The sequence below is a fragment of the Pantoea ananatis PA13 genome (assembly GCF_000233595.1).
GTDB lineage: Bacteria > Pseudomonadota > Gammaproteobacteria > Enterobacterales > Enterobacteriaceae > Pantoea > Pantoea ananatis.
The window spans coordinates 4,165,190-4,188,656 of record NC_017554.1 but is presented as its reverse complement, the minus strand read 5'-3'; the positions used below and the strand labels follow the sequence as shown (position 1 = coordinate 4,188,656).

Here is a 23,467-nt window from a genome sequence, read left to right as displayed (position 1 = left end):
GTGGTAGTAAGGATTTTGATGGAGTTCCGTAACACGCCAGCGTTCGTCATCATTATGTGTAAAGCCAGTGGCCAGCCCGGGCCGAGTCAATGAGCATGCTGACCGTAAGCGGCTTATGAGGGTCCGGAATATCCTCTGTTCCTGGCAGTTCCGGATGGACGTAATTTCTGATATCAAAACCCAGACTTTCGACGTTCCAGCGCTCAAAATACTCATGCATCAATGCGCCTGCCGTCTCTATAGTCAGCTTCAGGTCGTCCCGGAGGCTGGTTTCTGCCGTAACAGGCAGACGTTCGCCCCAGAAGATAAAGCGACGGCGGGCATAGTTATCTCTCACAAAGGTAATGATTTCTTCGCTCAGGCTGTCCATTAAAAATAGGTCCATTGAATACGGTGTTCCGGCCGCGCAACCCGGTTGTAGGTGCTACGGATATCGTTAAAGATGTTGTAGACCGTGGTAAACGTCATTATCCAGCCCAGCCACGGGACATTCCGGCCAACGAACGCCCCCAGATGGTTGGTCCAGCTCACGTGCAGTTGACTGATGGTTTTGCCGTTGAGTGTCGGCAGTAACATGCCTTTTGGAAAACGGTAATTCAGCAGATATCGGGAAGCCAGAGAGGCGACCGACGTGCCTTTGGTTGCGCTACCGGGTTTTGCGCGGGTGGGAATAAGAGGTTGTCCTGCCAGAACCAGTGCCGCGTCTGTCGCCGCCAGACCGAGGTGCTCACTCACCACCTGTACCCCTACAAGCCAGAACAACTGGACGTGGGTAATGTTGCTGTATCCGCCATAGAAATACGTGCCATTAAGCTCTTCGGTCGTGTCCATGTGCCTTCAGCTCCGGATATGAATGCATTGTTTAATTAATCATCGCCCAGCCGGTGCGGTTTTCGCCAGAAACAATCTGCTTTTATTTTCAGAAATCCATAAAGATTTTACTGCTGCCCGGCGGGCGCGGTTGCGTCACTCTCACTCTCATCTGTTACCCGGGAGAGCCGTACATGCGCCGTTTACCCCCTTTCATTGCACTCCTCGTCTGCGTCATGCCGGCCGTGGCGTGTCATGCCTCCGAAAAGGACGAGCTCGCGCTGGTGATGCGCCAGCTGGATCAGGTCCAGGCGGGCCTTGACCGCGCCCGCGTGGTGGCGAACCAGAATCAGGATGCCCGCTTTTACTTCGACTATCAGCAGGCCACCCGCGACATCGCCACCATGAAACGGGGCATTTCCACCTATCTGGAGCCGTCACGCGCGCAGACTAACACCGGCTCAGCGTCGGTGACCGGACAGTACCGGGCACAGGAGCCGGCGTGGCGATGAACGGCGCTCAGACCTCCGGCTGGGCGGCGGGCACCGGCGGCAGCCTCACGCCCTCCCAGTTGAACATTCTCATCCTGAGCGCGCTCGCCATCGTCATCCTGCTGTTCTCTGCCTGGGCGCTGGTCCAGGCGTACCGGGGCCTCGCGTCTAAAACGGTGACGTTTCGGCAGTTTACCGAGACGTTTATCCGTCTGGCGCTTCTGTGGCTGCTGACCCTGTTTTTCTTCTTTAACTGAAAGGACACCACCATGAAATTTCGTTTTATCAGGCTCTGCCGTGCCGCACGACTTCGCGCCACGCTGCTGATTCTGCCACTGACACTGGCTGCCGGTCAGGCCCGGGCAGGCCTTCCGCCCGTACAGCCGCCCCCCGGTGGCGGAGGTGGAGGAGCCTGGAACACCTGGATGGCCTACTTAAAAATGGGCGCACTGGGTCTTGGTCTTCTTGTCACTGTCGCAGCATTCCTGGCCGTTGCGCACGCCGTCATTACTTCGTTTCACGATGTCCGTAAAGGCAAAGGCACCTGGACCGAATTTGTTCTTTACTGCGTCGTGGGCATCATCCTCATCCTCGTGGTGATTTATCTCGCAACCCAGGCAGCAGACATTCTCTGAGGAGCAGTGATGGCCGTTATCGACTTTCTCCCCGACCGGCTCAATTACCCGCCCGTGGTGTACCGGGGATTTACCGCCGGCGAGTTTCTGCTGGCGGCAGGCACGGGCAGTATCGTGGGTATTCCGCTTGCCGTGCCGCTCTGCCTGGTGCCGCACGTCGGCTGGCTGGCATTTCCGACCTGCATGCTGCTGATGCCGATTCTGACTGTTTTTTTCGGCGGAAGCTGGATTGCTGCCTACAAGCGCGGCAAACCTGAGAACTATATCTGGCAGCGGCTGGAGCAAATACGCTGCCAGTTGGGCCTGTCGCGCTCGATGATTCTGGCCAGCCGCGCCTGGGAGCTGCAGCGCACGTCCGCACGCGCTATGAGGAGGTCCACATGAGCCGGTTTCGTAACGGTATCACGGCGCGTGATAACCACATCTTTTCCCTGCGGATTTTCTGCGTGCTCTTTTTCGCCGGCATGCTGGTCACCTCAGTCGGCTGGATGCGTGCGCCCTCGGATATGACTATCCATATCCCGCCCGACCTGCGCTCGGGCAGCACGCAGAAATGGTGGGTTATTCCGCCCTACACAGTGTACGCCTTTGCGTTCTACATCTTCCAGCAGCTCAACGCCTGGCCGACCAACGGTGAGGTGGACTATTCGGCGAAGATTGCCCAGCTCAGCCCTTACCTGACACCGTCCTGCCAGGATTTTCTGAACAGGGACTATGAGTTTCGTAAAAACAGCGGCGAGCTCAAGGACCGCGTGCGTGTTGTGTATGAAATTCCCCGTCGCGGCTACAGCGACAGCAGCGTCGACATCCTGAGTGACGATCGCTGGGTGGTCCGGCTCGACCTGATAGCTGACGAGTATTACCACGCCGAGAAGGTCAAGCGCGCTCTTGTGCGCTATCCCCTCAAAGTCGTGCGCTGGGAAGGTGATCCGGCGCGCAACCCGTTTGGCATGGCGCTTGACTGCTATGCCTCCACGCCGCAGCAGCTCGAAGCCATGCCTCAGGTGGAGCCAGAGAAAAAATCAGGAGTGTTCCAGTGATGAAACGTCCTCTGCTACTGCTGTGCCTGCTGCTGGTCTCTGGCCTGACGCAGGCGGTTGAGCTCATGAAGTGGGAGCGTATTCCGCTGCAGATACCGCTCACCGTCGGCCAGGAGCGCATCGTGTTCGTGAATAAAAACGTGCGAGTGGGCTTCCCGCCGTCCCTCAACGGCAAAGTGCGCATTCAGAGCACCGGCGGCGCGGTGTACTTCGATGCCAGAGAGGCCTTTCCGGTGACGCGCATTGAGCTGCAGAACAAGGAAAACGGCGAAATCATCCTCCTCGATGTCAGCGCCGTGCCGGGCAAGGTGACCCGCGAACCGGTAAAACTGGTGTATGACGGTGAAGTGGCCACTGCAACGGCCAGTGACAGACAGTCGGTGAGCGGCGATGCCGACAGCGGCAGTAAGAGCACAGCTCCTGATGCCCAGGCTGAATCAGCGCCGGCACGCAAGCCGCCAAAACTCAGTGCTCCGCTGCCGGTGGTACTGACCCGCTATGCCGCACAGAGCCTGTACGGGCCGGTCCGCACCGTGGAGCCGGTGCCGGGCATCAGCCCCGTGTCGCTGAAGCTGCCATCGTCCATTACGACGCTGATGCCCGGCGAGCCCGTGTCAGTCACGCCGATGGCGGCCTGGAGCCTGCTGGGCGACAGTGTGGTGGCGCTGCAGGTGCGTAACCGCTCGGCCGATAAAGTCGTCCTCGATCCGCGTGAGCTGCAGGGCCGGTTCGAGACGGCGACCTTTCAGCACCGCTGGCTGGGGCGTGCCGGCACGCCGGAAGACACAACGGTCGTGTACCTGGTGATACAGGGACGCCCTGAAGGCGCGTTTATCGCTGAACCCGTCACGGTTATGCCCAAAACGGCGCGGAGGGCGAAGAAATGAGCCAGCCCGGCACAAACCTGATAGTGAAAATTGCGGTGCCGGTGGTGCTGACCGTCGCCATCGTCGTGGGCGTCAAATCCTGCTCGGATTCAAAGGACAAAACGACGTCGACGCAAAAAACCACCAATGCAGCGCTGAAAGACCTGACGCCTGATGAGCTCAAGGCACTGGGCGTTGAAGGTGACACGCCTCAGGATACCCTGCGCACGATAGTGGGCAACTTTCGCCGCGTTCAGGACCGCCTCGATACGCTTGCCAGTGACAACAAAAAGCTGAACGAAGAAAACAAGGAGCTGAAAAAGACCAACGGCAACGTGGATGCTCAAATCAACGAGGCCGTGGCCAACGCCCGGGCTGAAGAGGCTGAGAAGCGGGCCAGACTCAGCGCACAGGTTTCCGACCTCAGTTCGCAGGTCGGTCAGATGCTTGAGCAGCTTAAAAACGGAAATTCGGGCTCGCCGGCTAAACCCACTTCACCGGGCAGCGACATCCCGATTGGTCTGGGCTATGACAACGGCACCAGTGGCAGCGTCGCGATGTCATCCCCTGCCTCAGACGGTCTGCAGTGGGTCGAACCTAAAGACGGTATCCCGGTGGATGCCAGCGGCAAACCCGTGAATGACAGCAATAAAAACAGCGCGACCGGCTTCTCGTTTGCCTCGTCATTCGGTGAAGCGGGTGACGCCGGTAAGCAGGCCGGCACAGCGGTGTCCACAGCCGTCAGCCAGGCTGTGCCGGATGCGGTGAAACCCGTCGATCCGGTGTTTACGCTGCCGGAGAACTCCACGCTGGTCGGCAGTCGCGCCATGACGGCACTGCTTGGCCGCGTTCCCATTGACGGCAAAGTCACCGATCCGTACCCGTTCAAAGTTATGTTAGGCAAAGACAACCTGACGGCCAACGGCATCGAGCTGCCGGACGTTCAGGGTGCCATCGTGTCCGGTACGGCGACCGGTGACTGGACGCTGTCCTGCGTGCGCGGGTCCATTACCAGCATCACGTTTGTGTTCGCGGACGGCACGGTGCGCACGCTACCGTCGCCGGACAGTCAGAACGCCAGCAGTAATAACCAGAATTCACAAAACAGCAGCGGAAACGGCAACAGCAGCATTGGCTGGATTTCAGATGACAACGGCATTCCCTGCATCTCCGGCACCCGTAAAAGCAACGCCTCTACCTATCTGCCGACTATCAGCCTGCTGGCCGGCGCTGCCGCTGCCGGCGATGCCCTTTCACAGAACCAGATGACGGGCCAGACCAACGCCATGGGCGGCGTGACGCAGACCCTGACCGGTGATGCGGGACAGGCCGTGCTGGGTAAATCGCTGTCCGGGAGCATGAAAGAAACGGTGGACTGGGTAAAACAGCGTTATGGCCAGACGTTTGACGCGATATACGTGCCGCCGGGTCAGACCGTGGCGCTGCACATTACCCGCCAGCTGGCGATCGACTATGAAGAAAAAGGCCGCAGGGTGAAGTATGACTTCAGCCTTGCAGGCTCAGGCACGGGGATGGACTGATGAAAAATGAACTAACAACCAGTAATTTAAATGATTATGTGCGGGCCTGTGAGGCCGGGCATCTGGCTGAAAGTGCTGGTCCCGCGGGCAATCCGGCGGCGGTGATGCAAAGGCTGATGGGGCTTGAGTGTGAAACAGTCGTGCGAACTGCAGACGGTAAATTCCGGCGTCTCGCCTCCCTTTATAATGAACACCCAGCCCCGGAGGTGCTTGATGCATCAGTGTAAACCTCTGGCGGCGCTGGCACTGGCTGGTTTGACCGCGCTGATGCTCAGTGGCTGCAGCACCTCCAAAGATGAAATGCTGCCCCCCGGTGACAGCACCATGCTGGAGCTCTGGAACAACGGCGCATCCACCACGCACGCCACCGCTGAAAGCCGCACCACGCTGCGCCGGCCGGTCTCCGACAGCGAACGCACGATCGGACAACAGACCCGGGACAGCTACAGCCGCACCCAGGAAAATGAAATTCAGCAGACGTTTCCGCGCCTGCCCAATCCGGACATGGTGATGTATGTGTTTCCGCATCTGGCCGACGGCAATACGCCGGTGCCGGGCTACAGTACCGTGTTCCCGTTTTACAGCCAGGTGCAGTATGCGCTGCCCGGCGAACGCACGGAGGCGCTGTAAATGGCCTTTAGTCTTTTTCGCCGCAGGCGTGAAGCGCAGACTGAACATCAGTACGGTAACGGGCCGTTTTCCATTGAGGGCCATGAGCCTATTACCCGCGACGGCCGCCTGACGCATGCCGATGAATCGGGTCTTTATGCCACTGGTCCCTCCATTATTGACCACGTTCCCTGGGGAGAATACCTGCCGGAACACCAGTGCATCCTTCTCGACGACGGCGTTTCTGTGGGTGCCGTCTATGAGATCAATCCGGTCGGCACCGAAGGCCGTCCCGAATGGCGTCTGGAGGAAATCCGCAACGTGGTTGAAAACGCCCTGCAGGACAGTATTCCCGAGCTGGACTCACACCAGTGGGTGGTGCAGTGCTTCTGTCAGGACGACACCGATCTGTCGGCTTACATGGATTCCATCCGGGGCTACGTCAGACCCCGCGCACAGGGGACGGCGTTTACCGAGGCCTGGCTGAACGAGCAGGAGAGGCATCTCAAAAACGTGGCCACTGAAAAAGGTCTCTTCGTTGATGAAACCGTGACCGGTGCGCCCTGGCGCGGACAGATACGCCGTACGCGCATGGTGGTATACCGCTGGGTGGAAAAGCCTTACCGCGACCCCATGGCGCCGGAGGTTCTACTGAATCAGGTCTGTGACCGTCTGACCTCTGCATTAAAAGGTGCCGGCATCCTTTCCGTGCGTCAGAACGGCGAGCAGATACACAGCTGGCTGCTGCGCTGGTTCAACCCGGCCCCGCAGTGGACGGACAAAGCCACGCTTTACCGCTGCGCCCGCTACCGCGATGATGCGCCCGGTGACCTGCCGCTGCTCAATGACTTCAGTGAAAGCCTGTGGTTTACCCGCCCCCGCAGCGATGCGGACAAGGGCATCTGGTGGTTTGATAACGTCGCTCACAAAGCGGTGCCGGTAGCCCGGCTCCGTAAAAGTCCTCAGACCGGACACCTCACGGGTGAAGTTAAACGCGGCGAAAAGATTAACGCCATTATGGACCTGCTGCCGGAAGGCACCGTGCTGGCCATGACGCTCGTCGTACAACCCCAGGACAGGCTTGAGAAGGATTTTTCCCGTCTCAGTAAGAGCTCAATGGGAGAAAACGTCGATTCCATGCGGGCCCGCGAGGATGCCGCCACGGCCCGCACGTATCTGGGTAACAAACACAAGATGTACCGGGCGGCCATTACCCTGCTCATAAAAGGTCAGGACGAGGACGCCCTCAGCGAACGCTACCGTGACCTCAGCAGTGAGCTGCTGAACTGCGGACTGGAGCCGGTCAATCCGGAGCACGATATCAGTCCCCTCAGTACCTACATGCGGGCGCTGCCGATGTGCTTTAACCCGCAGCACGACCGCCAGAACTGGTACACGCGCCTGATGTTTGTCCAGCACTTCGCCTGTATGGTGCCGGTTTACGGGCGCGATACCGGCACAGGCCATCACGGCCTGTCCTTTTTTAACCGGGGCGGCGGTCCTCTGTCTGTTGATCCGCTCAATAAAGCGGACCGCACCCAGAACGCGCATCTTATATTGTTTGGTCCGACCGGTGCCGGCAAGTCTGCCACTGTGGTGGACAAGATGACGCAAATGGCGGCCATCTACCGGCCTCGTATTGTCCTGGTCGAAGCAGGCAACAGTTTCGGCCTTTTCGGTGACTACTGTGCGTCGCTGGGCCTCAGCGTTCACCGTGTCAGCATTAAGCCCGGTAAAGCCGTATCGCTGGCACCCTTTGCTGACTCACACCTGTTGCTGGAAGTGGAGCCCGAAAAGCTGCTCATCCACGAGGAGGATTTACCGGAAATAGACGCTGACGTTGTGGATGAGGATGATGAAGACGGTAAACGTGATGTTCTGGGAGAAATGGAAATTGCCGCCCGCCTGATGATTACCGGTGGAGAAGCCGCAGAAGAATCCAGACTGTCGCGTGCCGACCGGGGGATGATCCGCGAAGCTATCATGAATGCCGCCCGTAAGGCTTATGCTGAGTCCCGTCAGATGCTGCCCGAGGACCTGATGTTTGCGCTGCAGGACATCGCTCATGATGTCAGCCAGGGCGCTGACGGCCGGGAGAAACGCACGCCGGCCCGACGCGCACGCGCCGAGGAGATGTCAGAGGCGCTGCGTATGTTCACGGAAGGCTTTGAGGGTGACCTGTTCAACAAGCCAGGCACACCCTGGCCTGAGGCCGATGTCACCATCGTTGACCTTGCCACGCTTGCGCGGGAGGGCTATGAGGCCCAGCGAGCCGTAGCGGTGATTTCCCTGCTGAACACCATTAATAACATCGCCGAGCGCGATCAGTATCTGGAAAGGCAGATTATCGTGGCCATTGATGAGGGGCACATCGTCACTACCAACCCACTGCTCGGACCCTATGCCACGAAAATCGCCAAAATGTGGCGTAAGTTAGGTGCCTGGTTGTGGATTTTTACCCAGAACCTTGAGGACTTTCCGGACACGGCCAAAAAAATGCTCAACATGGCAGAGTGGTGGATTTGTCTGGTCATGCCCCCAGCAGAGGTTGAGCAGATTGCCCGCTTCAAGACGCTTAAAGATGAGCAAAAGTCCATGCTGCTTTCGGCCAAAAAACTTCCCCAGAAGTATACCGAGGGCGTCATTCTTTCCGTTAACACGCAGGCCTTGTTTCGGGCCGTACCGCCGAGCCTCTACCTGGCGCTGGGCATGACGGAAAAGGAAGAGAAAGCAGAACGCCGGGACATCATGAATGAATTTAAGTGTACGGAACTTGAGGCCGTTTACCATGTTGCACGTCGCCTTGACGAGAGCCGTGGTCTTATTCACTGACAGGGGATTTTATGAAAAAACTGACCATGGCGCCGCCACAGGTTGTCCAGGACAAGGCTTTAATCGCCACTGTCATTTTTACCGTCCCGCCGCAGGGGCAGGCATCGGTCGGTGAGACGGATAACCGTGCCATCGTGCAGCTCCGGGAGGAGATAGGTCAGCGCCTTGAGCATCCCTTGCTGGTATCGGTTTATCCGCATCGCGTCGGGCGCCGCAGCTGCACGGCCGTGCATCTCTCCGGTGCCAATAACAAGGCTCTGGACATTCTCATCACCGTCACGGGTAATACGTTATGGCCAACCGAGGGGGATTACAGGACCGGCATTCGCTGGAACATTTGCGTGCCAGATGCGACGGATATGCTGTGGGTGTTGAAGGAGATTGACCGGGCGACAGAAGCTGAGATGTGCCATTAAACCGGCCCTCCGTTATTGCCCGGCACCGGTGTGTGGTGTCGGGCGGGAACGGAGGCTGCGGGTGCGGGCGGCATAGAGCCCGCGAATACTACGATTCCAACAACTACTGGCATGTCTGTTTTGTGCCAGGAGCGAACGTTACTATAGTAGGTCAGGATGGCTTCAAATCAGCCCAAAAGAGCATTATGATTTATAAAATTTAGTCTATTAGCTTATAGAGAAAAAAATGATAAAAGATAGCGGAAGAGAAAAGCTGTCAGACAAAAAATTTGACTCTGAAGTAGTTGGGGACAAGTTTGTTAATATATTATTTGAAAGATTAGTTGCATTAAATATTGAATTTAAGAATGTTAACTTTAGCTACTGTATTTTCGATGCTGCGTACATCAGAAAATGTAGTTTTCAGGATTGTGACTTTACTGGTTGCAGATTTTTAAATTGCAACTTAATTGGGTCAAGCTTTAGTGGTTGCAAATTTGACTATGCCACTTTTGATAAGACTTACATTGATAATGACATTCTCGAAAGTGGGTGTCCTGGACCGGACAACCTTAGGCTCAAGTTTGCACGTTCTTTACGTTTGAATTACCAGCAAATAGGTGATTCAAAATCAGCAAATAAAGCCATAGCAATCGAATTACAGGCTACAGGAGAGCACCTTCATAAAGCATGGAAATCAAAGGAATCTTATTACCGAAAGAAATATAAAGGATTTTACCGCTTTAAAATGTTTGGCGAATGGGTTGAGTTTAAGGCATTAGATCTTATCTGGGGAAACGGAGAGTCAGCTTTTAAATTATGCAGAGCTGTTATTGTTATTCTGTGCATCATAGCTTTGCATCACGTGCTTAACTATGGTGATCCCAAACTACTTAGTTCATATTTTGACGCGTTAGCAATGTCCCCACAGATATTTTTGGGTACATTACAACTTCCTCAGTATTCAGCATACTTTTTGACAATAGTCGTTCTAGTAAGGCTAATTATGTTTGGTTTCTTTATGTCCATAATAATTAAAAGGTTCAATAGGCGATAATTATGCATATCTATGCTTTTGGTTCGATATGTCGCGGAGAGGTTGATTCATTTTCAGACATTGACATGTTAGCTATTGTCAGTGGTCGGGATGAAAGGTTTAACCCGAGAGATTACTCGATTTATTCGTATGAACGAATAAATGAACTCTGGAAAGAAGGTAATCCATTTGCGTGGCATCTTTTTTTGGAATCCAAAATTATTTATTCACCCGATAACATTGATTATTTGCGGGGCTTAGGTAAACCGAGTAACTATAATTCAGGCTTAGTTGATTGTGAAAACTTTCTAGAGATATTTATTAGCGCTAGACGTTCTATTGAAACATCTGATCTTACAGAGATCTTTGATCTTTCTTCAGTGTTTTTATCGATACGAAATTTTGCGACATGCTTTTCTTTAGATTGCGATGTAAGACCCGACTTTTCGCGAAATTCTGCACGTAATTTGGGCATTCATAGCATACCAATTTGTGATTTGACCTATCAATTATTAGAAAGGTCCAGAGTGCTATGTACGAGAGGTACTGGTGAAATCCTGAATGCTGATGACATTAAGAAAGTCAAGTCTCAATTGGGTTTAATTGAGTCATGGATGCGAGAAAAAATAAAATTAACTGGTGGCAAATATGAGCGAGTTTAGTAATAGAATTAAAGCTCAAAGGGAAGCATTGAAAGTAGTCAATGGTTCAGGGCTATTCCGTGAACCATTGTTAAGTCTGACAGAGAAAGCTATAGAACGATGGTCTAATAACAATAATCTCAGTAATGCTGATGGCGCGATTCTCTTGTTGAAAGAGATGTCAGGCAACTTATTTTTCCTTGCAAATAAGAGTCAGGAGCAGGTTACTGAAGACTATAAGATTCTTTCTAAGAGGTTGAGTGACCAGTTATCTAAATTGGAAATTGAATTGAAAAACAGAGTCGTTTCCAAGACAATTCGTTGAGAACTGAATAGCCATTTCTTCTATATTCAGTTTGGGGGAGGTTAAAAATGTTAACCTCCGCTTCTCGCTCATAACAGAATTTCAGCGCCGCAGTTCGCATTAGAACTGTGCTGGCAACGGACGTTGCATTCCAGCGATTCTGGTTCAGTTGGCCGGTTTGGCAGGTCCAGTAATTAAAGGATCAAGAAGGGCCCCACCAAACATACTATCCGGATTTACCGATGAAATTCACAACCCACACAGGAATGAGACTTTCTACCGAACCCAGAATCTTTTTGCAAAGAAAATAAAGATACTGGGTTCAGTTCGAAGCTATTTCAGAGTTGTACGTCTTGATTTGATCTGCTCACGCCACTCTTTCAACGTGCTTATATCTGCCTGCAACTCCTTATACTCTGGTATAAAGGCAGGCATTTCAGTAGACTGACTATGCTCATAACAGCTGTATTTTGTCATGAGACCTTCAACAAATTTACAGTCCTCTGCCGTTATATCCTGAACATACGGAAGCCTTCCGTCAGTCTGGATGCCTCTTCTGTGACGTATAACGACACCATTAAGCAAGTCCTCCTCGACAGAACGTTCAATGAGTTTACGAAAATCGCTGCAAACTCCCTGAGCCAACCCACGGTAAGTCATTGCGCCATGTTCTTGTCCAGCTTTGTAGGCCGAGTCCAATCTGGTAAGGAGAATATTATTAGCTGTTTTTGTGTTCGCATTCCAGACCTCCTGATCGGCAGGATGACCGGCCGCGCCATCAAATGATTCAATGCATATAGATTTATGGTGCTGTCTTTTCCACGGGTCTCCCTCTTTTTTTGCTAAATCTTCAATTACCCCGTAAAGAGAAAGTCTGTGTGTTAAAATAATTACCTGACGTGATTTAGCGAGTTCAACGAGGCGCTTAGCAACATGCCACTCAAATTCGTGGTCCAGCGATGAAATAGGGTCATCAAAAATGAAGGGAGTAGACCCAGGCCGGTCACTGACATCGGCTAAAAATGCAGCCAGTGAGATAATCCTTCGTTCCCCTTCACTCAGAACATTATGCAACTTATCCCGCTGTGCCCCTTTAAGTTGGAGCTGATGCAAAACTTTCGCGTTTTCTGTCCTTATTTTAACCAGCTCGACCTGCAAGCTTGGGGCACCAAGAACATTTAGCTCGTGATTGAATCTGGCGGCATAGGCTTCAGTGACGACTTTTTGAGTAATTTCTGCGGATTTAGTTGATAATGCGCGGGAAGCAGCAAGTGATATCCATGCATCAAATTCACTTATTTTTTTCAAGCGCTCAACTTCGACCTTAATAGCCTCGGCCTGACCAGAAAGCCAGCGTCGTGCTTCGGCTTCGTTTTTATCCTGCAAGGCTTTGGCTCTGTCAAATCCCGCTGCATCCCTCTGAAACTGCTCCGCCTCTCCCTGAAGCCGGTCGCGGTAAATCAATAAGTTCATGATGGCTTCGGTCGAATCAGCCAGAGGAACTGCAGTCTGGCTGGCTTCATGCTCGGTGAGCGCTAGGCGGCTTAGAGAGGCGGCATTCCAGATCTCCGCCAGGTATTCATTCCATTCTTCCTGAAGCGCAGCGCCTGCGCAAAGGGTAGTAATTTCAGCCATAGAGGGGGGAGTTGTGATGGCACCGATTGCCTGAGCATACAGACACTCAGCTGTGGCAGCATCGATCTCGAGACGTGATTGCACGAAAGTCTCAAGATTGTTCAGACGCTGCTGAGCCTCTGCTGATAGATCCTGATGGCATAAAACACAGCGAGCTTCATCTGTTACCGGAAAAGCCTTGTCCGGATAGGGCTGTCTAGAATATTCGCGAGCAGCTTCCCACATGGCACGCCATACAGGCAAGCCTACGCCCTCCAGCAAGCCATCTTTTACCCGTTCACTGTCAAGCGCAACTCTGCGCTTGATGGTTGCATCAGCACGTAACGCTCGGAGAGCGTCGATATTTGCCTGGCTAAAAGCCTGTGCCGTCTGCTCAAGTTTAGAGATGATCTGATTAACAGATGTTTGAACCGCAAGCCTGTTGCGGGCACTTTCAGCAGGATCTTGAACGCTCAGACGTTCATTCAAGGCACTCAGCGCCCGTTCATCCTCCTCAGACCAGTTCGTCATCACCGCTATATTTTCAGTAGTTGCTGTACTTAATGCACCATAAGTGGTGGCAATACGACAACGCTGATACACAGCGGGAAGTGTGGGAAGTGTGCTGACAAGCCGAGACTGCTCATCACCTAGCTTATCGCGTACCAGTTTTAGGTACTGAGCCAGTTTTTCAAATAACCCCACCACTCCCGGTATATAGGTTGCGGCACTCTCTTGGGTGAGGTAATGCAGGGCTTCATCCGTATCGAAGATATCAATGCCCTTGAGAGCATCAATCGAAGGGCTGTCAGGGGACCAGTCCGCTTCAGCAGCACTTCCATTCGCCTCCCACTTAATATAGCAACTTCGCTCAGGTGGCAAAGGATTGAATACATTAGATTTAAGCTGAGCAGCTCTGGGCTTACCGGATATGCGTTTGAGCACACGCGTATAGCTGGATTTACCTGACCCATTATGGCCGTAAATAACTGTCAGATTACCTGAACCGAAGTCGAGCGGTAAACGAGGAGCGAGGTTCTCTATACCCTTTACAGCTTCGATCCGGCTTAACCTGAGGATTCCAGCTCCCTGCTCTGCAGATGCCAGACCAGGAAAAGTACGGTGTGTCGTTTTTATCTGTCCTTGGGGAGTCTTGAGTAAGTCAACAACCTGCTGAAGATCTTCATCTGTCAGGCCATCCTGTTGAATGAGTCTTTCCGCGAGATCCTGAAACCAGTCCTGCTGCCTTAACAGCCAAGCGATTATATCGGCCTTAACGTCCATTAGTACTGCCCCTCAATTCATTATGATAAAGGAAGCGAAACTAAATGCGCCTCCCTGCACATTGGTGCCACGTTTAAGTAGCATTTAGAATTATCTGATAATGCATTAGTCAATTGAGGCGGGCAATATTTAATCAACAAAAGTTGGCAGTATCATAAAATCTAAATCGTCCGCTTTTCGCTCACAGCAGCCCTTGCCTGCTCAAGTGTTTCGCAGTGCTGTCTTCCAGTTTTATTGTGCCTTTCCGTTCTTCCTATCCGCATTGATCTTAACGGATATTCTTTCAGACCCGCATTATGACTTCCTTATTTGAACCTGAGTCGGTGTAAGGAAAATGGCCCTGAATCCATAACAGGAGCATTCTGATGCGACATCCCTTCGAACTCGACCCCGAAATTATTCACCACATCATCTACAGCCAGGCCGGCTCCGTGGCCAAAGCCCTCATCGAGCTCATCATGAACAGCGTCGATGCCGGCGCGGGTGCGGTCATTCTGGAGATTACCCCGGAGGGCTTCACCTGCCGTGACGACGGTCGCGGTTTTGCGTCATATGACGATGTGAAACGCTATTTTGGCCGGTTCGGTACGCCACACCGTGAAGGCGATGCCACTTATGGTCGTTTTCGCCTCGGCCGTGGCCAGATTATGGCGCATGCCCGGACCGTCTGGCGCTCGCAGCGCTGGCAGATGGACGTCGACACCCGTGTAATGGGTTATGAATATGAACTGACGGAGTCCGGAGAGATTCAGGAGGGGTGTGCCATCAGTGGTGACTGGTATGAGCCCATGTCGACTCAGGAGCGTATGTCATGCATGCAGGAAATTCGTGATCTGGTGCGTTACACGCCCGTCTCGGTCAGCCTCAACGGCAACGTGATTACGCGCAAACCGGAGCTGGAAAAATGGGATGCTGAGGATGACGCAGCCTGGTATCGGCTGCGGGAAGACGGCGCCGTATCCATTTATAACCAGGGCGTACTTGTCAGGCACGACCCGGGCCACAGCTGGGGTGTGGGCGGCCTTATCGTGAGTAAACAAGGCATTGCGCTCAACGTTTCGCGAACGGAGATTCTACGCAAGAGCTGCACGGTCTGGAAGAAGATAGCAGCAAAATTCAGCGAGCTGGCTCAGGCCTTTTCTGACAACACCGGCAGCCACCGCAAAACCGAGGCCCGACGCGAGAAAACCGCCCGGGCGCTGCTTGCCGGTGAGGGAGACCTGCAGACGCTGGTTAACGGCGAAGAGGTGATTACACTGCTCCCGGGCAAACAGCACGTTACCTTGGAGCACTTCCTGCGCAAATGCCGCTACTATCCCTCTGCCGTCGATAAAAACTGTTTTACTGTGGCTGAGTATGCACGGGACGTCCCGCGCGGGGAGCTTATTGCGCGTGCCGGCATCGCGCCGGTAATTCACCCGGTGACGCTGACGCGCTTTAACTGCGACGGCACGGACGATTTTATGGACTGCATGCGTCGCGTGCGCGACAACCTCATCGCGTACCGCGCACAGCTGCCGTCTTCCGGCCGCTGGGGAATGCCGTTCAGCTCAGAGCTGCAGCTTATTGATTTTGACACGCTCAGCGCGAATTTTGTTGACCGCACGCAGATGGTGAGTGAAACGACGCTGGATAAGGAAACCCGCAGGGCCTGGACGGCGCTGCGCTACTGCCTGGCCCAGTATGCCCGGGTGTGTTCGGGCGGCGAGCGCGGGAGCACCTCCCGGGCTTACGGCGGCGTGCGGTTCCAGATTCTGCTGGGCGAGTCGACGTCGGCCGACGCCTGGACGGACGGTGAGACGTACATCGCGTATAACACTGATATCGTGCGTCAGCTTAAAACCGACGCGCTCAGAACGGCCAGTCGCCTCTTCAGCCTGACGGAGCACGAGGTGGCACATGAAGGTGACAGCATGGACTGCGGCCACGATGAGGGATTTTATCAGCGGTTTCACGATATCAGCACAGCGTGTGCAACTGATCGTCAGCATTTTATGCACGTCTGGCTGATGAAATACACGACTAGCCTTGAAGGTGCCGGTAAACGCGCGAAAGGCCAGGCGTGGAGTGAGCGTTACCTGACTGAACGCGCCAGCACCGGTCGTGAAAGGAACGGCCTGCCCGGGATTATCAGTGCTGACAGCCTGGCTGATGACGTCGGGGCTGCTGTCGAACCGGAGGACGGTAACCTTCTGACCTTCCTTAATCAGCAGCTCGGAGTAGCGGGTACGCAGTCACCTGAATCCGGCGACTGGGCTGACGTTGTGGCTGCGGGGATCGAGGAGGCCGGCGTCGCCCGCGAACGCAGGGCTGAGGAGAGAAGAATTCACGAGGAGGAGTTGGAAGCTTACAAAGCATCGCCCGAATACCTGCAGCTTATAAAAGACCAGACCGAGTATTTTGGTGCCTCTGAGCAGGAAGAGCGAGAGTTCATGGCGTCCAGCCGTCTTCGTTTACTTGAGTCTCTTCCCGGCGCAACCCCTGAAAACCTCACGCAGGAAATTTTAGAATATCTTGTCTACATCACAGATACAGATGAAGAGGAACTGGATGCCTGGCAGCGAAAAACATGGGAACAGCCCGGCGGATACCGACCTCTGCCCGCAGCAGACGACAACGCCTCAGCTGTTGAAAAGTCTGAGGCCCGACCAAAAGACAGCCTCCCGGAATCATGGCTGCCGTACGTTAATGAGGGTGAGACACGCGAAACGATTGAGCGCAATGCGGCCGCTGCAGGTTTTTACTGGGAGCTTGATTATCTTGAATGGCGGCATTCAAATGAGACAGATATTCAGGAGTGACAGATAAAAAAAAGGGGCCTGGAGGGCCCCGAGAGTTTGAATTTGCTAATGACTTTTTTATTATGAGATTCAGGGGTGTACGCTTAAGTTATCGACAGCATCCGTCTGACCTTTAGCACTCTTTTGAGCGTTTTTTTTCTGCGTAAGCAGCAAAGGCTTTGAGATGACTCTCAGGTCGGTTCAGAAAAAAAAGGGGCCCGCAAGGCCCCGCGCTGAATCAGCTAATGATCACAATTATTCATATGACATGCTCACCTGTGACGAAGTCCGGAGAAAGCTCAGTACCGGGTCGCTTAATTTCTATCGGCCGTTTTTTTCAATTCTTGAGGTTCGGATTGTGAACCTTTTATGAATCAGCATGCCGCACTGCAGACTCCCCCTGAAATTATCATTTCTGAGATAAGAGTTAACGGCTGACCCTGCCACACTAAAAACGCACCCTGACTGCACTGTCCACTCAGGGAGTGTTATTCATGAAAATCCCCCTCTGCAGTCTTGCCGTCCTGTTCCTTAGCGCAGGTGCCCACGCCGGCACCGTGATTTACACCGACCATGCGCACCCCGTTAGCGGCGAACTGAGTCCCGACGTCACCGTGACCGAGCTGGACGCGCCCGATCGCCTCCAGGCTGAACTCTTTGGACCGCTCTCCGCTAACCCGGCGCAGGCCGGGCAGCAGGCCCGGGCTGTCATCGCCTCACCGGCGTTCCGCCAGAATCAGCAGGCCTTAGCGGCGAGCTATGCCGGTGTCGCACATGCCTGGTCGCTGGGGCTGGAAAAGTACCCAGCAGTGGTATTCGACGATAAATGGGTGGTGTACGGCACAACCGACGTCGCCGCAGCCCGGGCGAAACTGGATGCCTGGCGGGAGAAACAGCCGTGAACATGCGCCTGTCCCGTCCGCGCCGGCTGATGCTGGCCACGCTGTTTACCTGTACCGGCACGCTTGCCAGTGTGAACACCGCGAGCCTGGTCTCCGGCGCCATGAGCCCGGACTGTATCAGCTGGCGCATCAGCGGCATCTGCTACTGGCTGCTCTGCACCCCCTTTGGCTGCACGGTCAAAACCTCGGTCAAAGTCACCCACTACATTCCGGAAGCCGTGGTCTCTGCCTACCTTAACCCGGGCGACAACCCCTGGACCGAAATGTCCGCCGTGAGCGCCACGGTGGGCGGCGCTGAAAGCCTGATATCCGACGCTCTTGCCGGCGTGCCTGCAGGTGGTGGCCGTCAGGAGATGAAGGCCCCGGGCATGCGCAAACAGAACCTGCATTTCTACTACGGCGATGCGTATGGCCACCCGGCGACGTCGCTCATCGGCGGGATGGTGCCGGGCTACTCCTGCCGCTCAGCCGCCGCGCCGTTCGTGCCGTATTTCGTCAGCGCCATGGACTCCCTCGCGTGGCGAACGGGCATTCCGGAGTCGCTCTATCCGGAAGCGCTCATCCCCGGAAAACGTGAAATCGGAAACACGTTTGCCGGCGAGATGTGGGGCAACGTTTATCCCCGCAGCGGCTTCGTGACGCAGACCGACAGCTACAAATCGGCGGCCGTTGTGGTCCAGCGCGTGGCCGACATCATCACCCGCGAGGGACAGCTGCACGTCTACAACCCGCTGGTTGGCCATCGGTCTCCGGGTTACTGGCCACCTGACCCCGTTACCGAAAACACCGGCACAAAAAATCACAAGTGGCAACGGCTTTCGCCTCAGCTGTCGCAGAGCTGCGCAGTCTTTCCGGATACGGGTGGCCAGACGGCGGAAAGAGGCGATTACGCCTGGGCACTCTGGCAGCCCTACAGCTGCTGTAAGCGACGTGGCCAGACCTTTCTGTACAGCACCGACTTTTCATAAGGACACACAGCATGAAGAATTTCAGCGTTAAAAAACTGCGCGTGGCCACGGGCGCGCTTTTGCTTGCCTCGGCGATGCCGGCACTGGCCATCGATACCACGCTTTCCTCACAGGGGGCCGGCGTCAGCGGCGCCATCAACGACGGGCTTTTCTATTCCATCGGCGGCGGCTCGGTCATTTCGCCGCCCTCAACGCGCAGCAACATGTCACGGCTCGGCCTGGACGGCGGCTGGAGCAGTGATTTGATGTGCGGCAACTTCGACCTGAAAACCACCGTCGGTAACCAGCTCAACGGCATCACCAGCGGATTCAAGGACCTGATGGGTAACGTCATTCAGGGCGCGACTGGCGCGGTGATGAGTATGCCGGCAATGGCCATTCAGCGTGCCAATCCGGGTCTGTATGAAATGCTGACCAACGGCGTGCTGCAGGCGGGCCTGAACTTCGACAAGGCCCAGCTCAACTGCCAGAACATGTCGAAAAAGCTGGCCGACTACACGCTGGGCAGCAAGTGGCAGCAGGCGGCCGTGTCAGAAGAGTATAAAGACATCGTGGCATCGAGCGGCGGTGATGCGGTATCGAGCGACCAGAAGCTGCAGAAGGCCACGGGTGAAGAAGGTGTGACCTGGGTCGGTGGCCAGAAACGCGGCGGCAAGGGACAGCCGGCGATTCAGCCCACGCGCGACCTGGCAAAAGCCGGCTACAACATGATGAACAGCCTGCCGGTAAACAGCAACAGCAGCGTCGGCTCGGCCAGCTGTAACGGTACGGTCTGCCAGCGCTACAAATCCTCCGATGAAGCCGCTGCGGCCGTTGTTAAGGTCCTCGGCGATCGCTCTATCCGCACCTGCCGTGAAACCAGCGAATGCACCAGCGGCGGCGCGGATAACCAGCCGGGCAGCACCGTTGCCGGCACCGGCTTTTCGCCAGTACTGGAAGACGCCACCAAAACCAACCTGGAGCAGCTCAGCAAACTGGTTAACGGTCAGCTGCAGCCCACGGCCGATAATCTGGCCGCGCTCAAAACCGGCAGCCTAGTTGTCACGCGCGGCGTGATTCAGGCGCTGCGCGATGATCCGGACCGGGCCGCACTGGTGCAGCGACTGGCGGGTGAACTGGCCATGTCTGACACGGTTGAGGCGGCACTCACCATGCGCCGCATGCTGACGACCGGTGAGTCTGAACCGAACGCGGCCGAACAGCCTGAGGCCATCGCCGAAGGTGACCGCCGCGTGGATGCGCTCGACCGCGAACTGAACGCGCTGCGTAACGAGATGGAGCTGCGCAAGTCCATCAGCAGCAACAGCCTGCTCACCACGCTTGAGCGCCAGGGCGAACGCAATCAGGACAACCAGCTGCAGCAGAAAACCGGCAATCAGGACCAGGGTTTCAGCCAGATGAGCCAGCCTCAGCCGGGAGGCAACTGAAATGAAGCTAAGATTCCTGATTAGCTACACCGGCCGCATTCTACTGATATTCCTCTACACGTTCCTGGCAGTGGGCGCGATTTTGGGACTGGCATCAGTGTTCATGGCGTATGACCCCGATGGGCACCTTCTTCAGACGTGGCTCTACGACAGCCGGTGGGCCATGTTTGCCTGGCGACTGTGCATGTACGTATTCATCGGGTGCATCTGGATTATGAAGCTGCGGCCGCGCCTGCTGAAGCACTGGCCGGACGCTGCCGGCGGCCTGCCGCGCTTAGAGCGCCTTGCCATCGTTTATCTTCTGGCCACGGAGTACGTGGCCTGGTCAAATGCGGTTCAGGGAGGCTGAGATGACGGCGAACAGTTACCTGGAATACTTTCTCATCCTGTTTGGCTGGGTCCTCAATAACTCGATGTGGGGCATCCTCAGCAGCACCGGTCTGTTCGCGCTGCCGCTGGTTTTTAAGGTTCTCGGCGTGTGGCTGAAGGTGCGGGAGGAAGGGGCCGATGAGGGAAACAAAGGTGTACTCGCACTGCCGCGCATCGAGCACGCCATCTATGTCTCATTTCTGGTCATGCTGGTCTGCTGCATTCCGCTGCTGCCGGTGGATATCAGCACGATAAAGTTTGACGACGCGCGGGCAAAACAGTGTGGCTTCAGCGTACCGACGCCGCAGAACTCCGGCTATAAAGGGCTGGTAAATGACTTCGACGGCCGCACGGCTGAAGTGCCGGTGTGGTGGTATCTGCTGCATATGATGTCGAAAGGCACCACGCAGGCAATGATAGCGTCCATTCCCTGCGGCACGCAGCTGCGACAACTGCGCTTTGACGTTCAGAACACTAAACTGCGCGACCCGGTAGTGCTGCAGGAGGTTCAGGACTTCGCAAACCAATGCTACTCCCGGGCCTATTTCAAGCTGAAAAACAGCAACAGCCAGCTGAGCGACGCCACCATCAACTCAGTCGGCTGGATTGGCAGCGACTATTTTCTCAATACCTCGGGCTATTACGACTATTACACGGCCATGACACCACGGAGCCAGTGGCCTTACAGCAGCAGTCGTGACAGCGGCTATCCGGATACGGGCCAGGGAGGGTATCCGACGTGCAAAACCTGGTGGTCAGACGGGAGCAACGGACTGCGCAAGCGTGTACTGGCCAGCTTCAGCGACTCTACCCGAAAAGAGCTTCAGCGCCAGTTCCCGGGCACACAGTGGGAAGAGCCGGCGCTGCGCTGGCTGGTCAGCCCCAGCAACGCAGAAATTTCAGGGAGCGGCGTCACCTACATGTCCGGCAGTGCGGACACAACGAGTGGTATAGGAGGGAGCCTGTCACGGTTTACGTCCACGGTCGGGCTGGGCATGAAGCAGGTTGAGGCGTTGCCGGGCTTTGATGCGCTCAAGCAGGCACTGCCTATGATACAGGCGCTGCTTCAGATGATGATCATCATTGTCATCCCCGTGCTGATGATGTTCAGTGCTTATGAGCCAAAGACAGTAGTAACGATTTCGTTTGCGCTGTTTGCGCTGCAGTTCATCACGTTCTGGTGGGCACTGGCGGGCTGGCTGGATGACAGACTTATCACCATTCTCTACTCAAACCTGGCTGAAGGGGGACTGGCTTCGGGACAGCCTATTGCGGACTTCCTCAGCTCACCACGTGACGGATGGATCATGAACCTGGTTCTGGGGATGATGTATGTGGTGTTTCCGGCGTTCTGGGTAGGGATGCTTGGATGGGCAGGAGCAAAAATTGGGTCGATGGCAAGCAATTTAGCTGACGGAGCAAAAATGCCAATGCAAGCAGGTGCCGAAGCAGGAAGAGAGGCTCAAGGTATGGTTAAAGCAGGTGTCAAAGGGGGATTAAAATAGCCAGTTGGAAACGGTGACATTTGTCACCGTTTAATCGAAATCTTCTTTCCTTTCCCAACTATACCAAAGCCATGGTCTATTTTTTCTGAATTCTTTATCGCTCACAGACGCCGTATTCTCAGAATCTGGTAACTTTGATGCAATCAATGATGCCGCTGAAAAAACACTTCTGACCGAGTCTCTCAAATCCTCACCAAAGCTACGGCCATTTTCGTACTTATCAAGCTCATCTTTCCAGTCGCTGGCCATGAAGTCTGCCTCCGATACTATGGGAAATGCCCTGCTTCAAGATTACTTTAAATACAGCTGGATTGGCAAGTTTTTGTACAACTCGCAGCGCTCTGGTTTTCAGGGCTGAGCCTGTGAAAACAAGCTCACGGAACGCTATCAAGAGAAATAGGACTCAGTAAAAGAAATACATTTTTCTTATTGTCATGGCAGGGGTAACCCTATGATATAAGTACAAGGCTTTTGTTCGTCATACAGATCTAGAACATCAATACGGTAAACCGGAGGAATCAAAATGCTTATGAGTGATAAAGAAGTTGATAAGGATAATGAAGCAACAGAATCACAAGGCTCGGCATTTTTGCAAAACAAGCTTCTCTCATCGCGCTCAATAATTATCTCAGGGGAAGTTAACCAAACTCTGGCTGAAAAAGTTGTCACTCAACTAGTACTTTTGCAAAGCATCAGTCATGACCCTATCCGACTGTATATTAATAGTCAGGGTGGTCATGTCGAATCGGGTGATACTATTCATGACTTCATAAAATTTATAAAGCCTGATGTGCATATAATCGGTACAGGGTGGGTGGCAAGCGCTGGAATCACAATTTTCTTAGCTGCTAAAAAAGAACATCGTTATTCATTGCCAAACACACGCTTTATGATCCATCAGCCAATGGGTGGAGTAAGAGGCCCTGCTTCTGATATCGAAATTGAAGCTAAAGAGATTATCAGAATGCATGATCGCATAAATAAACTTATCTCAGAGGCTACTGGCCAGCCACTTGATAAAGTAAAAAAAGATACGGACCGTAATTACTGGATGTCACCAAATGAAGCCCTCGACTATGGAATAGTTAATAAAGTAATAACCAGTTATGATGATCTGCCAGGCAAATAAATCAATCTAAAAAATAATGCCAGATTTTATTGCTTCGATCTGGCATTAGAAAATGCTTTGTAGGATGGATTATCAATACCTTTTGGTAGCACATGAATTATGACCACTGATAAAACTTGAAAATGGATCGCATAACGATCTAACATTCCTGTTGTTGTACTGTTGCTTTAGCAACACGCCAATGTCCCGGCAATCTGAGAGGGACGCCTTCGGGTGATTGCACTGCCAAAACCGTCATGACCTGAGAGACGGAGCCTTCGGGCGGTAACTTCGTTTAACCTTTGAGAAC

25 protein-coding genes are annotated in these 23,467 nt (G+C 54.2%); 21 read left to right on the top strand and 4 right to left on the bottom strand.

Annotated features, from left to right (window positions below; all coding sequences use genetic code 11):
• Positions 1–52: 52 nt before the first annotated feature.
• Both PAGR_RS19795 and PAGR_RS19790 read right to left on the bottom strand, forming a co-directional pair.
• Positions 53–385, bottom strand: a complete 333-nt coding sequence (locus PAGR_RS19795; RefSeq protein WP_237711072.1) for a DUF1493 family protein — start codon at positions 383–385, stop codon at positions 53–55.
• Positions 370–831 (bottom strand): STM2901 family protein, encoded by a 462-nt coding sequence (locus tag PAGR_RS19790; protein WP_014606834.1) that lies wholly within the window; start codon positions 829–831, stop codon positions 370–372. The genes PAGR_RS19795 and PAGR_RS19790 overlap by 16 nt, the downstream gene beginning before the upstream one ends.
• A 173-nt stretch (positions 832–1,004) precedes the next feature.
• Between PAGR_RS19790 and PAGR_RS19785 the strand changes: the two genes are divergently transcribed.
• The 14 genes from PAGR_RS19785 to PAGR_RS19725 all read left to right on the top strand — a co-directional run bounded on the left by PAGR_RS19785 (position 1,005) and on the right by PAGR_RS19725 (position 11,221).
• A complete protein-coding gene (locus PAGR_RS19785; protein ID WP_014606833.1) occupies positions 1,005–1,322 on the top strand; it encodes an integrative conjugative element protein, RAQPRD family in 318 nt (105 codons plus the stop codon).
• Positions 1,319–1,558, top strand: a complete 240-nt coding sequence (locus PAGR_RS19780; protein ID WP_014606832.1) for a TIGR03758 family integrating conjugative element protein — start codon at positions 1,319–1,321, stop codon at positions 1,556–1,558. Before PAGR_RS19785 ends, PAGR_RS19780 begins: the two co-directional genes overlap by 4 nt.
• A gap of 12 nt (positions 1,559–1,570) precedes the next feature.
• Complete coding sequence (locus tag PAGR_RS19775; protein WP_014606831.1) at positions 1,571–1,936, top strand: TIGR03745 family integrating conjugative element membrane protein; 366 nt, start codon at positions 1,571–1,573, stop codon at positions 1,934–1,936.
• 9 nt (positions 1,937–1,945) lie between these two features.
• On the top strand, positions 1,946–2,320 hold the full coding sequence (locus PAGR_RS19770) for a TIGR03750 family conjugal transfer protein (protein ID WP_014606830.1): 375 nt from the start codon (positions 1,946–1,948) through the stop codon (positions 2,318–2,320).
• Complete coding sequence (locus PAGR_RS19765; RefSeq protein WP_014606829.1) at positions 2,317–2,976, top strand: PFL_4703 family integrating conjugative element protein; 660 nt, start codon at positions 2,317–2,319, stop codon at positions 2,974–2,976. Before PAGR_RS19770 ends, PAGR_RS19765 begins: the two co-directional genes overlap by 4 nt.
• The gene (locus PAGR_RS19760; protein WP_014606828.1) at positions 2,976–3,863 is read left to right on the top strand and encodes a TIGR03749 family integrating conjugative element protein; all 888 of its coding nucleotides are present in this window, start codon (positions 2,976–2,978) and stop codon (positions 3,861–3,863) included. The genes PAGR_RS19765 and PAGR_RS19760 overlap by 1 nt, the downstream gene beginning before the upstream one ends.
• A complete protein-coding gene (locus tag PAGR_RS19755; protein ID WP_014606827.1) occupies positions 3,860–5,383 on the top strand; it encodes a TIGR03752 family integrating conjugative element protein in 1,524 nt (507 codons plus the stop codon). The genes PAGR_RS19760 and PAGR_RS19755 overlap by 4 nt, the downstream gene beginning before the upstream one ends.
• Positions 5,383–5,610, top strand: a complete 228-nt coding sequence (locus tag PAGR_RS19750; protein WP_044042483.1) for a hypothetical protein — start codon at positions 5,383–5,385, stop codon at positions 5,608–5,610. The genes PAGR_RS19755 and PAGR_RS19750 overlap by 1 nt, the downstream gene beginning before the upstream one ends.
• The gene (locus PAGR_RS19745; RefSeq protein ID WP_014606826.1) at positions 5,597–6,013 is read left to right on the top strand and encodes a TIGR03751 family conjugal transfer lipoprotein; all 417 of its coding nucleotides are present in this window, start codon (positions 5,597–5,599) and stop codon (positions 6,011–6,013) included. The genes PAGR_RS19750 and PAGR_RS19745 overlap by 14 nt, the downstream gene beginning before the upstream one ends.
• Complete coding sequence (locus PAGR_RS19740; RefSeq protein ID WP_014606825.1) at positions 6,014–8,824, top strand: conjugative transfer ATPase; 2,811 nt, start codon at positions 6,014–6,016, stop codon at positions 8,822–8,824.
• 11 nt (positions 8,825–8,835) lie between these two features.
• Complete coding sequence (locus PAGR_RS19735) at positions 8,836–9,240, top strand: hypothetical protein (RefSeq protein ID WP_014606824.1); 405 nt, start codon at positions 8,836–8,838, stop codon at positions 9,238–9,240.
• A gap of 226 nt (positions 9,241–9,466) precedes the next feature.
• Positions 9,467–10,276 (top strand): pentapeptide repeat-containing protein, encoded by an 810-nt coding sequence (locus PAGR_RS19730; protein ID WP_014606823.1) that lies wholly within the window; start codon positions 9,467–9,469, stop codon positions 10,274–10,276.
• A 2-nt stretch (positions 10,277–10,278) separates the two neighbouring features.
• Entirely contained in the window at positions 10,279–10,917 is a 639-nt protein-coding gene (locus PAGR_RS23340; RefSeq protein ID WP_014606822.1) for a nucleotidyltransferase domain-containing protein, read from the top strand.
• A complete protein-coding gene (locus tag PAGR_RS19725; RefSeq protein WP_014606821.1) occupies positions 10,904–11,221 on the top strand; it encodes a hypothetical protein in 318 nt (105 codons plus the stop codon). Before PAGR_RS23340 ends, PAGR_RS19725 begins: the two co-directional genes overlap by 14 nt.
• 312 nt (positions 11,222–11,533) lie before the next feature.
• Here the strand turns inward: PAGR_RS19725 and PAGR_RS24205 are convergent, their stop codons facing one another.
• Positions 11,534–14,098: an AAA family ATPase gene (locus PAGR_RS24205; protein WP_014606820.1), complete on the bottom strand. Its 2,565-nt coding sequence runs from the start codon at positions 14,096–14,098 to the stop codon at positions 11,534–11,536.
• A gap of 365 nt (positions 14,099–14,463) precedes the next feature.
• Here PAGR_RS24205 and PAGR_RS19715 point away from each other — a divergent pair, with 365 nt between their 5' ends.
• From PAGR_RS19715 to PAGR_RS19690, 6 genes are all read left to right on the top strand, one after another.
• Entirely contained in the window at positions 14,464–16,899 is a 2,436-nt protein-coding gene (locus tag PAGR_RS19715; protein WP_014606819.1) for an ATP-binding protein, read from the top strand.
• A 473-nt stretch (positions 16,900–17,372) separates the two neighbouring features.
• Positions 17,373–17,780: a TIGR03757 family integrating conjugative element protein gene (locus tag PAGR_RS19710; protein WP_014606818.1), complete on the top strand. Its 408-nt coding sequence runs from the start codon at positions 17,373–17,375 to the stop codon at positions 17,778–17,780.
• Between the two features lie 2 nt (positions 17,781–17,782).
• A complete protein-coding gene (locus PAGR_RS19705; RefSeq protein WP_193372498.1) occupies positions 17,783–18,748 on the top strand; it encodes a TIGR03756 family integrating conjugative element protein in 966 nt (321 codons plus the stop codon).
• A gap of 11 nt (positions 18,749–18,759) precedes the next feature.
• Entirely contained in the window at positions 18,760–20,175 is a 1,416-nt protein-coding gene (locus tag PAGR_RS19700) for an integrating conjugative element protein (protein ID WP_014606816.1), read from the top strand.
• A gap of 1 nt (position 20,176) precedes the next feature.
• Positions 20,177–20,524 carry a hypothetical protein gene (locus PAGR_RS19695; protein ID WP_014606815.1) on the top strand — a complete coding sequence of 116 codons (348 nt, stop codon included), beginning with the start codon at positions 20,177–20,179 and terminating at the stop codon, positions 20,522–20,524.
• Position 20,525: 1 nt separating this feature from the next.
• Positions 20,526–22,049 (top strand): conjugal transfer protein TraG N-terminal domain-containing protein, encoded by a 1,524-nt coding sequence (locus PAGR_RS19690; RefSeq protein WP_014606814.1) that lies wholly within the window; start codon positions 20,526–20,528, stop codon positions 22,047–22,049.
• A 30-nt stretch (positions 22,050–22,079) separates the two neighbouring features.
• Here the strand turns inward: PAGR_RS19690 and PAGR_RS19685 are convergent, their stop codons facing one another.
• Entirely contained in the window at positions 22,080–22,298 is a 219-nt protein-coding gene (locus PAGR_RS19685) for a hypothetical protein (RefSeq protein WP_044042482.1), read from the bottom strand.
• 274 nt (positions 22,299–22,572) lie between these two features.
• Here PAGR_RS19685 and PAGR_RS19680 point away from each other — a divergent pair, with 274 nt between their 5' ends.
• The gene (locus PAGR_RS19680; protein WP_014606813.1) at positions 22,573–23,178 is read left to right on the top strand and encodes an ATP-dependent Clp protease proteolytic subunit; all 606 of its coding nucleotides are present in this window, start codon (positions 22,573–22,575) and stop codon (positions 23,176–23,178) included.
• Positions 23,179–23,467 lie beyond the last annotated feature (289 nt).